Genomic DNA, 12,809 nt, shown 5'->3' with positions numbered 1-12,809 from the left:
GCTGCAGTCAGGGACGCCGCGGCGCCGGCGAGGGTTGCCTGCCGCATGGCTCCTGGTTCGGTGAGGTCCATCAGGCACGCCTCCTGACGGAACGCGGGGAGACATGGCGGCTCACATGCCGGGTGTCCAGACCGGACAGACCGCGTACGGCGACATAGGCCTTCTCGTGTCCGGGCAGCGAGACCCGGCCGCGCAGCACGGCCTCCGGGTCGCGCTCGATGCGGTCCAGCAGCCGGCGGTAGATGCCGGCCATGGCGGCGACGCAGGCGCCGCTGCGCCGGTCGAGCATGGGCAGCAGCCGGTAGCCCTCGGCGAAGAGGGCGCGGGCCCGCCGTACTTCGAAGTGCACGAGGCCCGCGAAGTCGGAACCCTCCGGCGGCGTCGGCCCGTCGAACCCGGCCGAACAGCCGAACTTGGCGAGGTCGTCGGCGGGCAGATAGGTACGGCCGCCGGCCGCGTCCTCGCGCACGTCCCTGAGGATGTTGGTCAGCTGCAGGGCGAGGCCGAGCGTGTCCGCGTACTCGGGTGCGCGCTCGGCGCCGCGCGCGCCCGGTTCGGTGCCGAACACGCCGAGCGAGAGCCGGCCGATGGCACCGGCGACACAGCGGCAGTAGACCTTCAGGTCGTCCCAGGTCTCGTAGGTCTCACCGCGTACGTCCATCTGGACGCCGTCGATCAGCTCGTCGAGGCCGCCGAGCGGGATCGGGAAAGCGCGTGCGGCATGGGCGAGAGCGACCACGACCGGGTCGGTGTCGTCCTCCTCGACCTCGTCCTGGCGGACCCGGGCGAGCAGCGCCCTGGTGTCCTCCAGCCGCTTCAGCTTCACCTCGTCGGCCAGGTCGCCGTCGCCGATGTCGTCCACGCGCCGGGAGAACGCGTACAGCGCCGACATGGCGCGGCGCTTGGGCGTGGGCAGCAGGCGGATGCCGTAGGCGAAGTTGCGTGCCTGCTGGCCGGTGACGGTCTCGCAGTAGCTGTAGGCGGCGAGTACCGGTGCGGACACGTGCGACGGAGAATCCACGGTCCGGATCACCCCTCTCCTCGCAGGATCACGCCCGCCTCACGCAGCAACTGGACCTTGCCGGGTCGGGGCGGGCCGGGAAGTACGTCGTATTCGGCGGCGGCGATCGCCCTGATCGCCGCCCTTCCCCCCGCCACGAACCCTGCGAGCAGCAGCTTCAACCTGCCGTGGACGCTACCCACCAGGGGGGCGCCTTCATTCAGCAGAACGCGGGCGCGTTCTGCCTCGTATGCAACCAGGGCGCGCATCGATGCGCTCGCGGTTTTCGCGGAGAGATCCGTTTCCTGGACATGAAAGCGCTTCATGTCCTCGGCCGGGAGGTAGATCCGGTCGCGGCCGAGGTCCTCCCCGACGTCCTGGAGGTGTTCCACGATCTGCAACGCGGTGCAGATCGCGTCGGACAGCCGGATCCGCTCGGGGGTCGAGGTGCCGGTGACGGCGAGGACGAGGCGGCCGACGGGGTTGGCGGACAGTTCGCAGTAGGCGAGCAGGTCGTCGTAGGTCTCGTAGCGGGTGACGAGCTGGTCCTGGCGGTTGGCGGCGATCAGACCGAGGAACGGCTCGGGGGTGAGGGAGCGGCGGCGGACGGTGGGCTGGAGGCGGCGCAGCAGCGGGTGGTGCGGGGTGCCGCCGAAGACGCGGCGCAGGTCGGCCTCGAAGGCGTCGAGGAGGACCAGCCGGTCCTCGGCCTCGGCGGGCGACACGCCGAGCAGCCGGGCGTCGGCGCCGCCGGGGGCGAGGTCGCCGTCGCCGATGTCGTCGACGAGGCGGGCGAAGCCGTAGACGGCCATGAGGTCGTCGCGCCAGGCCCTGGGCAGGAAGAAGGGGGCCACGGGAAAGTTCTCGCTCGTGGCTTTGTCCAGGGTGGCGCGTTCCGGATCCGGCGCCGTTTCGGTGGCCGTCATCGGGCGCTGCCCGGCGCGGGGACGGCACATGCTGCGTTGAGCTGGGGAGTTTCCGTAGCCATTGCCGTCACATCTCCCGTTCTACACTGCCGACCCAATAGACACTATTTCGGACACGCCGCCCGGCAATCGGCGGGGTCGCCCTGGCGCAGGGTGTCGCGCATTATCGCCCCACTTGCCGCTTTCCGGCACCGGTACAGCTTACGTTGTACAACGCAGCAAGGTCCGTCGGGGTGTCCTGCACATCACAACAACACACCGATTGGCTCCAAGATTCCTGCCGGAAAACGGAGTTGACGGTTCCTTTGCACAGGCCGGGCCCCACCGGACGGTTTCCGGCGGGGCCCTGGCCGAAACGGGCTACTTGCCCGTGAACTTCTCGTACTCCTTCAAGACCTCTTCGGTCGGTCCGTCCATGCGCAGCTCGCCGCGCTCCAGCCACAGGACGCGGTCGCAGGTGTCACGGATGGACTTGTTGTTGTGACTGACCAGAAACACCGTGCCGGCCTCCTTGCGCAGTTCCCGGATGCGTTCCTCGGAGCGCTTCTGGAACTTGCGGTCACCGGTGGCGAGCGCCTCGTCGATCATGAGGACGTCGTGGTCCTTGGCGGCGGCGATGGAGAACCGCAGCCGGGCTGCCATACCGGAGGAGTATGTGCGCATCGGAAGTGTGATGAAGTCGCCCTTCTCGTTGATCCCCGAGAAGTCGACGATCTCCTGGTAGCGCTCCTTGATCTGCTCCCGGGACATCCCCATGGCGAGACCGCCGAGGATGACGTTGCGCTCACCGGTCAGGTCGTTCATCAGGGCCGCGTTGACGCCGAGCAGCGAGGGCTGGCCGTCGGTGTAGACCTTGCCCTTCTCGGCGGGCAGCAGGCCGGCGATGGCACGCAGCAGGGTGGACTTGCCGGAGCCGTTGGAGCCGATCAGGCCGATGGCCTCGCCGCGGTAGGCCACGAAGGACACGCCGCGCACGGCGTGCACCTTGCGCACCCCGCGCCCCTCACCGCGCTTGACGATGCGGCTCAGGGCGGCCGTCGCGCTGCCCTTGCCGGTCCTAACGCCGTTGACGCGGTAGACGATGTGCAGGTCGTCCGCGATGACAGTGGGACGACGCTCCCCGGTGTGCTCGCCGGTGTGCTGGTCGGCGTTCCGCTCGGTGCTCCGCCCGGCGTTCTGCTCAGCCACGGCCGTACCTCTCCTCCGCCTTCCAGAAGTACACGAAACCGCCGGCGAACACGACCACGGCCCAGAACAGCGCGATGGCCCACACGTGCGGGGGCAGGTTCGAGGCGCCGTAGCCATCGATCAGTGCGTAGCGCATCAGGTCCATGTAGACCGCGGCCGGGTTGACCTGGAGCAGCCGGACCGCGATCTCGGAGCGGCCCTCCATCATCTTGTTGATGGAGAACATCACGCCGGACGTGTACATCCAGGTGCGCAGGATGAACGGCATCAGCTGGGCGAGGTCCGGCGTCTTGGCGCCCATGCGGGCCACGATCAGCGCGAGCCCGGTGTTGAAGAGGAACTGCAGCAGCAGGACCGGCACGATCAGCAGCCAGGCGGGGCTCGGGTAGCTGCCGAAGCCGATCGCCACGACGACCATCACGATCATCGAGAACAGCAGCTGCTGGAGCTGCTGCAGCGAGAAGGAGATGGGCAACGAGGCGCGCGGGAAGTGCAGGGCGCGCACCAGGCCCAGGTTGCCGGAGATCGCCCGGACACCCGACATGACCGAGCTCTGCGTGAAGGTGAACACGAACACGCCCGTGACCAGGAACGGGATGTACACGTCCTGGGACAGGCCGCGGCTCGCGTGCAGGATCACGCCGAAGATGAAGTAGTACACGCCCGCGTTCAGCAGAGGCGTCGCCACCTGCCACAGCTGGCCGAGCTTGGCCTGGCTGTACTGCGCCGTCAGCTTCGCCTGGGAGAAGGCGAGGATGAAGTGGCGCCGCCCCCACAGCTGGCGGACGTACTCGGGCAGCGAGGGCCGAGCGCCGCTCACGGCGAGCCCGTACTTGGCGGCGAGCTGCGCCGCCGTCAGCCCGCCGTCGGGCGGCGGTACCGCGCTCACCGCGACACCGCCGTCATGGGTTGTGTGACTCACGAGTGGAAATCCGGACTCTCTTGAGTAAGAAGCTTGCTCTCTTCTGGTAAGAGAAGCTTCTCAGATCACCGGAGGCCGGCCCAGCCGGGTCAGCCGCCACACCGTGCGCCAGCTCATCGGGCGGCGAGGACCGCACGCAGTGGTCCAGCCCTCCCTGAACCCGCCGAACCAGGCCCGCAGGGCCGGACGCGAGGGGCGGCGGACCAGCGTGAGCAGCATCCAGACCCCGAGGTAGACGGGGATCAGCAGGGCGGGGAGGTTGCGGCGGGCCAGCCACACGCGGTTGCGGGCGACCATGCGGTGGTAGACCGCGTGCCGCGAGGGCGCGGTCGTCGGGTGGTACAGCACCATGTCCGACCGGTAGTCGATCATCCAGCCGGCGTCGAGCGCCCGCCAGGCCAGGTCGGTCTCCTCATGGGCGTAGAAGAACTCGTCCGGCAGCCCGCCGACCTCGGCGAACACCCGGGTACGGACGGCGTTGGCGCCGCCCAGGAAGGTGGTGACCCGGGAGGAGCGCATCGGGTCGGAGGCGCGCAGCCGGGGCACATGGCGACGCTGGGTCTCGCCGGTCTCGGGGTCGGCGATGCGGAAGCTGATGATGCCGAGCTCCGGGTCCGCGGCGAAGGCCTCGCGGCACAGCTCGGCGGTGTCGTGGCGGGCGAGCAAGCCGTCGTCGTCGAGGAACAGCAATATGTCGACATCTCGGCCGCCGGGGCCGAAGGCCGCTATGCCGACATTGCGGCCGCCGGGGATACCCAGGTTCTCGGGCAGCTCGATCGTGCGTACGCCTTCGGGCACGTCCGGGACCGGCGAGCCGTTGCCGACGACGACCACCTCGACGGGCCCGCCGTCCTGCTTGGCGACCGAGTCGAGCAGGGCCCGCAGCTCATCGGGCCGGTTGCCCATGGTGATGATGACGGCCCCGACCCGCATGGCCGTGCTCACTTCAGCCTGCTGGAGGCGAGGATGGACACCAGGTGCAGCAGGGTCTGCAGCAGGGCGATGCCGGCCAGGACCGCCACACCCAGCCGGGAGAAGAACAGGTCGCCGCGCACCTGGTCGACGATCGCCAGGACCAGGATCAGCAGGGACGCCTCGATGCCGAGGATCAGCCGGTGGAACTTGAACGCGGCGGCGGCACGGCGGGCCAGTGCCATGCCGGAGGACCGCATCTCGGACGCGGCCTCCTTGACCGGGGGCTTGCCCGCCTGGTGGCGGGCGACGCCGACGAGGTCGGTCTCGGCCTTGATGAGAATGGCACCGAGCGCGGCCAGGGTGCCGAGGAAGGCCCACAGCCAGTCGATACGGCCGCCGCCCCACAGGTCGGCGGCGCGCAGGCCGAAGCCGGTGAGCACCGCGGCGTCGGTCAGATAGGCGCCGACCCGGTCCAGGTAGACGCCGTTCAGCGAGTACTGCTTCTTCCAGCGGGCGATCTCGCCGTCGACGCAGTCCAGCAGCAGATACATCTGGACGCACACCACGCCGAGCACGGCGCCCGGGATCCCCGGCAGCAGAAGTGCCGGGGCCGCGAGCACGCCGAAGACGGTCATCAGGTACGTGAGCTGGTTGGGCGTGACCCTGGTGTTCACCAGGTAGCGGTCGACGCGCAGGGAGACCTCTCGCATGTAGAGGCGTCCCATCCAGTGCTCACCGCTGCGGCGGTCCTTCACCCCCGCGGGGTGGACGACCGGACGGAGTTCAGCTACCGATGGCCTTGACATAGTCGGCGTAGGTGTCCTTGATCTGGTTCGTCTTGAGGTCGAGGTGTTCGAGGATCGTGTAACGGCCGGGACGGGTCTCCGGGGCGAATTCCACGACGCGGACGAACTCGTCCACGCTGAAGCCGATCTCCTCCGGCAGCACCGGAAGCCCGTGCCGGCGCAGCACGTCGACCATGTACGCCGACTCCTCATGGGCGCCGCGCAGGTACATCGCGAAGGCCGCGCCCAGCCCGCACTGTTCGCCGTGGGCGGCCGCGCGCTTGGGGAACAGCAGGTCGAAGGCGTGGTTGATCTCGTGGCAGGAGCCGGAGGACGGGCGGGAGTCACCGGAGATCGACATCGAGATACCGCTGAGCACCAGCGCCTCGGCGAGCACCTGCAGGAACTCGTTCTCGCCGATACCGCCGGGGTGCCTGAGGACCGCCTCGCCGGCCTGCCGGGCCATGGCCGCGGCGAGACCGTCGATCTTCTCGCCGTTGACCCGGTTCGACAGCTCCCAGTCCGCGACCGCGTTGATGTTGGAGATCGCGTCACCGATGCCGGCCCGGACGAAGCGGGCCGGGGCCTCGCGGATCACGTCCAGGTCGATGACCACCGCGATGGGGTTCGGCACTCCGTAGGAGCCGCGCCCCGCGTCGTTGTCGAGCGTGGCGACCGGTGAGCACAGGCCGTCGTGCGCGAGGTTCGTCGGCACGGCGACCAAGGGCAGGCCGACACGGGCCGCGGCGAACTTGGCGCAGTCGATGATCTTGCCGCCGCCGAGGCCGACCACGGCGTCGTAGTGGCCGGACTTCATCTCGCCGGCCAGCCGGATCGCGTCGTCGAGGGTGCCGCCGTCGACCTCGTACCAGCTGGCGCCGGGCAACGAGGGGGCGATGCGCTCGCGCAGCTTGGTGCCGGAGCCACCGCTGACGGCGACGGCGAGCCGGCCGGACTGCGCGATGCGCTCGTCGGCGAGGACACCGGCCAGGTCGTCCAGGGCACCCGGGCGGATGTCCACGACGACCGGCGAGGGAATCAGCCGGGTCAGTAGCGGCACGCGATCTCCCGTCCCTTGGCGAGGTCGTCGTGGTTGTCGATCTCGACCCACTCGACGTCGCCGATCGGTGCCACGTCGATCCGGAAGCCGCGATTGACCAGCTCCTGGTACCCGTGCTCGTAGAACTGCTGGGGGTCCGTCTCCCAGACCGTCTTCAGCGCGTCGGCCAGCTCGGGGGCGGCGTCGCCCTCGATCAGGGTGACGCCGATGTACTCGCCGGTGGCCTCGGCCGGGTCCATCAGCTTGGTGATCTTCGTCATGCCCTTCTCGGGGCCGACGACGACCTTCATCTCCTCGTCCGCGAGGGACTTCACGGTGTCCAGCGCGAGGATGATCCGCTTGCCCTCGCCGCGAGCCGCGAGCAGTGTCTTCTCGACGGAGACCGGGTGCACGGTGTCGCCGTTGGCGAGGATCACGCCGTCCTTGAGGGCGTCACGGCCGCACCACAGGGAGTAGGCGTTGTTCCACTCCTCGGCCTTGTCGTTGTCGATGAGGGTGAGCTTGAGGCCGTACTTCTGCTCCAGGGCCGCCTTGCGCTCGTACACGGCCTCCTTGCGGTAGCCGACGATGATCGCGACCTCGGTCAGACCGACCTCGGCGAAGTTGGCGAGGGTCAGGTCGAGGACCGTGGGTTCGCCCTCTATGCCCGCGGGCCCCACCGGCACCAACGCCTTGGGCAGGGTGTCGGTATAGGGGCGCAGACGCCGGCCGGCGCCGGCCGCCAGCACGAGGCCGATCATGCGGGTTCTCCTTCGTCGTGTACGGCTGGGGCCCCTGCGGAGACCCAGAAACGGATGCTCTCGGCGAGCACCACGAGGGCGACGGCCACGGCGAGGACCGTGAGCGCGACCGTGAACTGCGAGGCGGTGAGCACCGCGGCCAGGACGGTGACGAGCAGCGTCCGCCCCTCGTGCCCCCCGATGACGCGCACCAGCCAGGCTGGGGGCGCTCCGGCGTTGCCGCGGATGCGGTACACCGTGTCGTAGTGATGGTAGGCGACGGCCGCCGCCAGGCCGAAAGCCGCAGGGAGAGCACCGTTCACCCCCGCTTTACCGGCGAGGGCGAGCACGGTGCCGTACTCGGCGGCCCGGAAGAAGGGCGGGACCAGCCAGTCGAGGGCGCCCTTGAGGGGGCGGGCCACGGCGAGGGCCGAGGTGAGGACGTAGGCCAGGGCGCCGATCACCGGCAGCACCGAGCCGTACCCGGAGAGGGCGGAGCAGACGACCACCGCGGCACCGCCCAGCAACGCCGCGGCGGGCACGGCGAGACCGGGCAGGCCCCGCGGTGCGACCCGCCCGAGGGCGTCCGCCAGTGGTCCGGAGTCGGCGAGGTCCGCCAGCGCCCGGGCGGCCCGGTCGGTGCGCCGGGCCTTGCGGGTCAGGGAGCGCAGCAAGCGCCCTGCCGTGGTGTAGGTCGCGGCGACGGCGCAGCCGACGAGCAGCGCGTAGAAGGTGATCCGCGGGGTGGTGGCCGCGGTGAGGACCGCGATCATCGCCCAGCGCTCGCCGATCGGCAGCACTATCATCCGCCGCATCCACACCGTCCAGCCGACGCTGTCGAGCTTGTCGGAGAGCGCGGCCGTGGGGCTGGTGTTGGCGGCGGCGTCGTGGTTGGCCTCGTTGAAGGAGAAGTCGACCACGTGCCGGCAGGTCTGCAGGACCATCGCGCCGAGGGCGAGGGCCCACACGTCGTCGCCGCCCCGGGCCGCCCCCAGCGCGAGGCCGGCGTAGTAGGCGTACTCCTTGGCCCGGTCGAAGGTGGCGTCGAGCCAGGCGCCGAGCGTGGAGTACTTCAGGGCGTAGCGGGCGAGCTGGCCGTCGGTGCAGTCCAGCACGAAGGAGGCGATCAGCAGTACGCCGGCCGCTATGAAGCCGACGCGCGTGCCCGTGGCCGCGCAGCCCGCCGCGATGAGCGCGGTGAGCAGCGAGGCGGTGGTGACCTGGTTCGGGGTCAGACCGTGGCGGGCGCACCAGCGGGCGATGTAGCGCGAGTAAGGGCTGATGAAGAAGGTGGTGAAGAAGCCGTCTCGGGACTTCACCGCCGACTTCAGGCGTACGGCCTCGTCGTCGACGGCGGCTACGGCCTGCCGTGCCTCGTTGCGGGCCTGCGGATCGGCGGGGACGGCGGCGACCAGGCTGCCGAGCTCCGGCCGGTGCACCTCGCGGCCGTCGGCGTCGAGGGCGGTGACGACGCGGTCGGTGAGGTGGTCCACGGCGAGCGCGGTGCCTCCGCCGACGGAGGTCTCGCGGGCCACGGCCCGGGTCAGCTCCTGCCGGGCGGCGGGCTGGGCGGTGACGGCGCCGGGGATGGCGGAGAGCGCGAAGCGCGGGTCGGTCAGGCCGAGGCGCAGGGTATGCCGGTGACCGACGAAGCGGGCGTCGACCAGGGCCACGCGGTCGCCGGCGGGCGCTGCGGCGAGCAGGGTCTCCGCCTCGGCGGCGTCCGCTGCCACCCGGACGTCGAAGCCGAGCGACCGCAGATCGTTCTCGAGGGACGATCCCGGGACCGGCTGACCCGTGACGATGGCGGTCGACAACCGAACTCACTCCCTGGGTGCCGGCGCGAGCGCCGGTCTCTTGCGTGGTGGGGCGCCCTGTCAGCGGCACCCGGGCGGCATGTCGGCAGAGGCTATCCGATGGGCGGGAGCCCCTGTTCACCGGCCGTTCACGGCCCGGCCCACGGGGCCTGCCCCGGCCTTTGCCGCGATCATCATCGGGGATCCGGGGCCCGCCCCACAAACCCATGGGCACAGACCCGGGCAACCGGGACACCCGGCGCGTCGGCACCTCGGCATAGGGTGAACGACCATGACGTGGCTGATCACCGGCGGAGCCGGATACATCGGGGCACATGTGGCACGGGCCATGGCCGGCGCCGGGGAGAGCGTCGTGGCCCTGGACGATCTGTCGGCGGCGGTGCCCGCCCGGCTGCCCGCGGACGTCCCGCTGGTCGAGGGCTCGACACTGGACGGGGCCCGGCTGAAGCGGGTCTTCGCCGAGTACGACGTCACGGGCGTCGTCCACCTCGCGGCGCGCAAGCAGGTCGCCGAGTCGGTGGCGCAGCCCATCCGGTACTACCGGGAGAACGTCGGCGGTCTGGCCACGCTACTGGACGCGGTCGCCGGGGCGGGGATCGACCGCCTGGTGTTCTCCTCGTCGGCGGCGGTGTACGGCAACCCGGACGTGGACCTGATCACCGAGGACACCCCGTGTGCGCCGGTGAACCCCTACGGCGAGACCAAGCTGGCCGGTGAGTGGCTGGTGCGGGCGGCCGGAAAGGCGCACGGAATCTCCACGGTGTGCCTGCGCTATTTCAACGTGGCGGGCGCGGCGGCGCCGGAGCTCGCGGACACCGGCGTGTTCAACATCGTGCCGATGGTCTTCGACCGGCTCACCCGCGACGAGGCCCCGCGGATCTTCGGTGCCGACTACCCGACGCCGGACGGCACCTGCGTCCGGGACTACATCCACGTGTCCGATCTCGCCGAGGCCCACCTCGCCGCGGCGCGCCGGCTCGCCGACGGGGGCCTGTCCGGTGATCTGACGCTCAACATCGGGCGGGGCGAGGGCGTCTCGGTGCGCGAGCTGATCACGGTCATCGGGGAGGTCTCCGGGGACCGCCGGGAGCCGGTGGTGGAGGCGCGCAGGCCGGGGGACGCGCCGCGCGCGGTCGCGTCGGCCGAGCGGGCCGCCGAGCAGCTTGGCTGGCGGGCCCGGCGCGGGGTCCAGAAGATGGTCGCCTCGGCCTGGCAGGGCTGGCGGCTGCATCACGGCGGCCGGGCCGGGGATGCACCGAGGGTGCGCCGGGGCTGAGCCGCACCCGTCCTGACCTGCGGAACGTTTCCGCAGGTCAGGGCACATGACAACGGTGTTCAGTGCCGCGTTGCCCCATACCCCCCACCCGTAGTTCACTGGGCCGAGCCGGACGGATACGGAAGGGCGGATGTCATGGGGGCAGGGCACGACCACGGGCACGCGCACAGCCATGCGCCGCCCACGGCGACGGCAGCGGCCGCGTACCGGGGCCGGCTGCGGATCGCGCTGGGCATCACGCTCACGATCATGGTGGTGGAGATCGTCGGCGGTCTGGTCGCGGACTCGCTCGCGCTGATCGCGGACGCGGCGCACATGGCGACCGACGCGGTGGGTCTCGGCATGGCCCTGCTCGCGATCCACTTCGCCAACCGCCCGCCGAGCACCAACCGCACCTTCGGCTACGCCCGCGCCGAGATCCTCGCCGCCCTGGCCAACTGCGTGCTGCTGCTCGGGGTCGGCGGATACGTCCTGTACGAGGCGATCCAGCGGTTCGTGACGCCCGCGGAGACCCGTGGCGGCCTGATGATCGTGTTCGGTCTGATCGGCCTGCTGGCGAACTCGGTCTCGCTGACCCTGCTGATGCGCGGGCAGAAGGAGAGCCTGAACGTGCGCGGCGCCTTCCTGGAGGTCGCCGCGGACGCGCTGGGCTCGTTCGCGGTGCTGGTGTCGGCGGCGGTGATCCTGACCACCGGGTGGCAGGGCGCCGACCCGGTCGCCTCGCTGGTCATCGGCGTGATGATCGTGCCCAGGACGCTGAAACTGCTGCGCGAGACGCTGGACGTGCTGCTGGAGGCGGCACCGAAGAACGTCGACATGGCCGAGGTGCGGGCGCACATCCTGGCGCTGGACGGCGTGGAGGACGTACACGACCTGCACGCATGGACGATCACCTCCGGGATGCCGGTGCTGTCGGCGCATGTGGTGGTCAGCTCGGACGTGCTGAGCGCCGTCGGCCACGAGAAGCTGCTGCACGAGCTGCAGGGCTGCCTCGGCGACCACTTCGACGTGGCGCACTGCACCTTCCAGCTGGAGCCGAGCGGGCACGCCGAGCACGAGGCGCGGCTGTGCCACTGACGGGACGCACGGGCGTTCTGCACCCGCCCCGGACGGTTCTGTGATCTCCGGACCGGGCACGATGATCTACCGGGTCCGCCTTCCGGTGCCGCGCCGCGCGCCGACGTGCCGGGAAGTGCCGGGAGTGCCGGATTCGTACGGCAGACTTGGGGTGCGAAGACCGAGGCGAAGGATGGGTATGCCGATCACACCTGCCAGCGCGACGCACAGCTCGTCGAATGGCACCGCAGAGGCGATTTTGCTGGAACTGGTCGACGAGAAGGGTGTGACGATCGGCACGGCGGAGAAGCTCGCCGCGCACCAGCCGCCGGGACAGTTGCACCGCGCGTTCTCGGTGTTCCTCTTCGACGAACAGGGCCGGCTGCTGCTCCAGCAGCGGGCGCTCGGCAAGTACCACTCCCCCGGTGTGTGGTCCAACACCTGCTGCGGCCATCCGTACCCGGGTGAGGCGCCGTTCGCCGCGGCGGCCCGGCGCACATACGAGGAGCTCGGCGTGTCGCCCTCGCTGCTGGCGGAGGCGGGCACGGTCCGCTACAACCACCCCGACCCCGCCTCGGGCCTGGTCGAGCAGGAGTACAACCACCTGTTCGTCGGCCTGGTGCAGGCACCGCCCGCACCGGACGCCGAGGAGGTCGCCCAGACCGTCTTCGTGACGGCCGCCGAGCTGGCCGAGCGCCACGCCCGCGATCCCTTCTCGGCCTGGTTCATGACGGTCCTGGACGCAGCTCGCCCGGCGATCAGAGAGCTGACGGGCCCGTCCACGGGCTGGTGACCCACCCACGACAACGCCTGCGGCACGGCGACAGCGCCGGCGGGCCTGCGATGCACCACCCGCGCCGACCCGCCAGCCACGCAGCCTTACCGGCCTGCGACTCAGTAGCCCGCCGGCCTCGGGGGCACGACAGCCTCACCGGCCTCGGGGCCACGCAGCCCCGCTGCCCGCGACGTCGTCACACACACCGACCTGCGGTCTCACGGCCTCACCGGCCTGCAGCGCCACGACAGCCCCGCCGACCGGCGAAGCCACACAGCCTCACCGGCCTCGGGGCCACGCAGCCCCGCTGCCCGCGACGTCGTCACACACACCGACCTGCGGTCTCACGGCCTCACCGGCCTGCAGCGCC

12 protein-coding genes are annotated in these 12,809 nt (G+C 70.8%); 3 read left to right on the top strand and 9 right to left on the bottom strand.

The window, feature by feature from the left end; translation table 11 throughout:
- Window positions 1-70: 70 nt before the first annotated feature.
- The 9 genes from hpnD to ACZ5NH_RS06445 all read right to left on the bottom strand — a co-directional run bounded on the left by hpnD (window position 71) and on the right by ACZ5NH_RS06445 (window position 9,332).
- Entirely contained in the window at window positions 71-1,033 is a 963-nt protein-coding gene (gene hpnD, locus ACZ5NH_RS06485; RefSeq protein WP_468773243.1) for a presqualene diphosphate synthase HpnD, read from the bottom strand.
- A complete protein-coding gene (hpnC, locus tag ACZ5NH_RS06480) occupies window positions 1,030-1,926 on the bottom strand; it encodes a squalene synthase HpnC (protein ID WP_468773242.1) in 897 nt (298 codons plus the stop codon). Before hpnC ends, hpnD begins: the two co-directional genes overlap by 4 nt.
- Before the next feature lie 360 nt (window positions 1,927-2,286).
- Window positions 2,287-3,027, bottom strand: coding sequence for an ABC transporter ATP-binding protein (locus tag ACZ5NH_RS06475; protein ID WP_468773510.1), 741 nt, complete (start codon window positions 3,025-3,027; stop codon window positions 2,287-2,289).
- A 79-nt stretch (window positions 3,028-3,106) separates the two neighbouring features.
- Window positions 3,107-4,036, bottom strand: a complete 930-nt coding sequence (locus ACZ5NH_RS06470) for an ABC transporter permease (RefSeq protein WP_468773241.1) — start codon at window positions 4,034-4,036, stop codon at window positions 3,107-3,109.
- A 60-nt stretch (window positions 4,037-4,096) separates the two neighbouring features.
- Window positions 4,097-4,969, bottom strand: coding sequence for a glycosyltransferase family 2 protein (locus ACZ5NH_RS06465; protein ID WP_388627206.1), 873 nt, complete (start codon window positions 4,967-4,969; stop codon window positions 4,097-4,099).
- An 8-nt stretch (window positions 4,970-4,977) separates the two neighbouring features.
- Entirely contained in the window at window positions 4,978-5,757 is a 780-nt protein-coding gene (locus ACZ5NH_RS06460; RefSeq protein WP_388626928.1) for a CDP-alcohol phosphatidyltransferase family protein, read from the bottom strand.
- Window positions 5,735-6,796 (bottom strand): iron-containing alcohol dehydrogenase family protein, encoded by a 1,062-nt coding sequence (locus tag ACZ5NH_RS06455; RefSeq protein ID WP_468773240.1) that lies wholly within the window; start codon window positions 6,794-6,796, stop codon window positions 5,735-5,737. The genes ACZ5NH_RS06460 and ACZ5NH_RS06455 overlap by 23 nt, the downstream gene beginning before the upstream one ends.
- Window positions 6,784-7,536, bottom strand: coding sequence for a phosphocholine cytidylyltransferase family protein (locus ACZ5NH_RS06450; protein WP_468773239.1), 753 nt, complete (start codon window positions 7,534-7,536; stop codon window positions 6,784-6,786). Before ACZ5NH_RS06450 ends, ACZ5NH_RS06455 begins: the two co-directional genes overlap by 13 nt.
- On the bottom strand, window positions 7,533-9,332 hold the full coding sequence (locus tag ACZ5NH_RS06445; RefSeq protein WP_468773238.1) for a DUF5941 domain-containing protein: 1,800 nt from the start codon (window positions 9,330-9,332) through the stop codon (window positions 7,533-7,535). Before ACZ5NH_RS06445 ends, ACZ5NH_RS06450 begins: the two co-directional genes overlap by 4 nt.
- Window positions 9,333-9,603: 271 nt before the next feature.
- Here ACZ5NH_RS06445 and galE point away from each other — a divergent pair, with 271 nt between their 5' ends.
- The 3 genes from galE (at window position 9,604) to idi (ending at window position 12,457) form a co-directional block, all read left to right on the top strand.
- Complete coding sequence (gene galE, locus ACZ5NH_RS06440) at window positions 9,604-10,608, top strand: UDP-glucose 4-epimerase GalE (RefSeq protein ID WP_468773237.1); 1,005 nt, start codon at window positions 9,604-9,606, stop codon at window positions 10,606-10,608.
- Between the two features lie 135 nt (window positions 10,609-10,743).
- Complete coding sequence (locus ACZ5NH_RS06435; protein WP_451551714.1) at window positions 10,744-11,685, top strand: cation diffusion facilitator family transporter; 942 nt, start codon at window positions 10,744-10,746, stop codon at window positions 11,683-11,685.
- A gap of 178 nt (window positions 11,686-11,863) precedes the next feature.
- Complete coding sequence (gene idi / locus ACZ5NH_RS06430) at window positions 11,864-12,457, top strand: isopentenyl-diphosphate Delta-isomerase (RefSeq protein WP_468773236.1); 594 nt, start codon at window positions 11,864-11,866, stop codon at window positions 12,455-12,457.
- The last annotated feature ends 352 nt before the right edge of the window (window positions 12,458-12,809 follow it).

This window comes from Streptomyces sp. NPDC031426, assembly GCF_055581585.1.
This window is presented reverse-complemented; position numbering and strand designations above follow the sequence as displayed.

Coding starts and splice junctions, on each gene's coding strand:
- hpnC (WP_468773242.1), bottom strand. CDS start 1,926: ATGACGGCCACCGAAACGGCGCCGGATCCGGAACGCGCCACCCTGGAC.
- ACZ5NH_RS06465 (WP_388627206.1), bottom strand. CDS start 4,969: ATGCGGGTCGGGGCCGTCATCATCACCATGGGCAACCGGCCCGATGAG.
- ACZ5NH_RS06460 (WP_388626928.1), bottom strand. CDS start 5,757: ATGTCAAGGCCATCGGTAGCTGAACTCCGTCCGGTCGTCCACCCCGCG.
- ACZ5NH_RS06450 (WP_468773239.1), bottom strand. CDS start 7,536: ATGATCGGCCTCGTGCTGGCGGCCGGCGCCGGCCGGCGTCTGCGCCCC.
- galE (WP_468773237.1), top strand. CDS start 9,604: ATGACGTGGCTGATCACCGGCGGAGCCGGATACATCGGGGCACATGTG.
- ACZ5NH_RS06435 (WP_451551714.1), top strand. CDS start 10,744: ATGGGGGCAGGGCACGACCACGGGCACGCGCACAGCCATGCGCCGCCC.
- idi (WP_468773236.1), top strand. CDS start 11,864: ATGCCGATCACACCTGCCAGCGCGACGCACAGCTCGTCGAATGGCACC.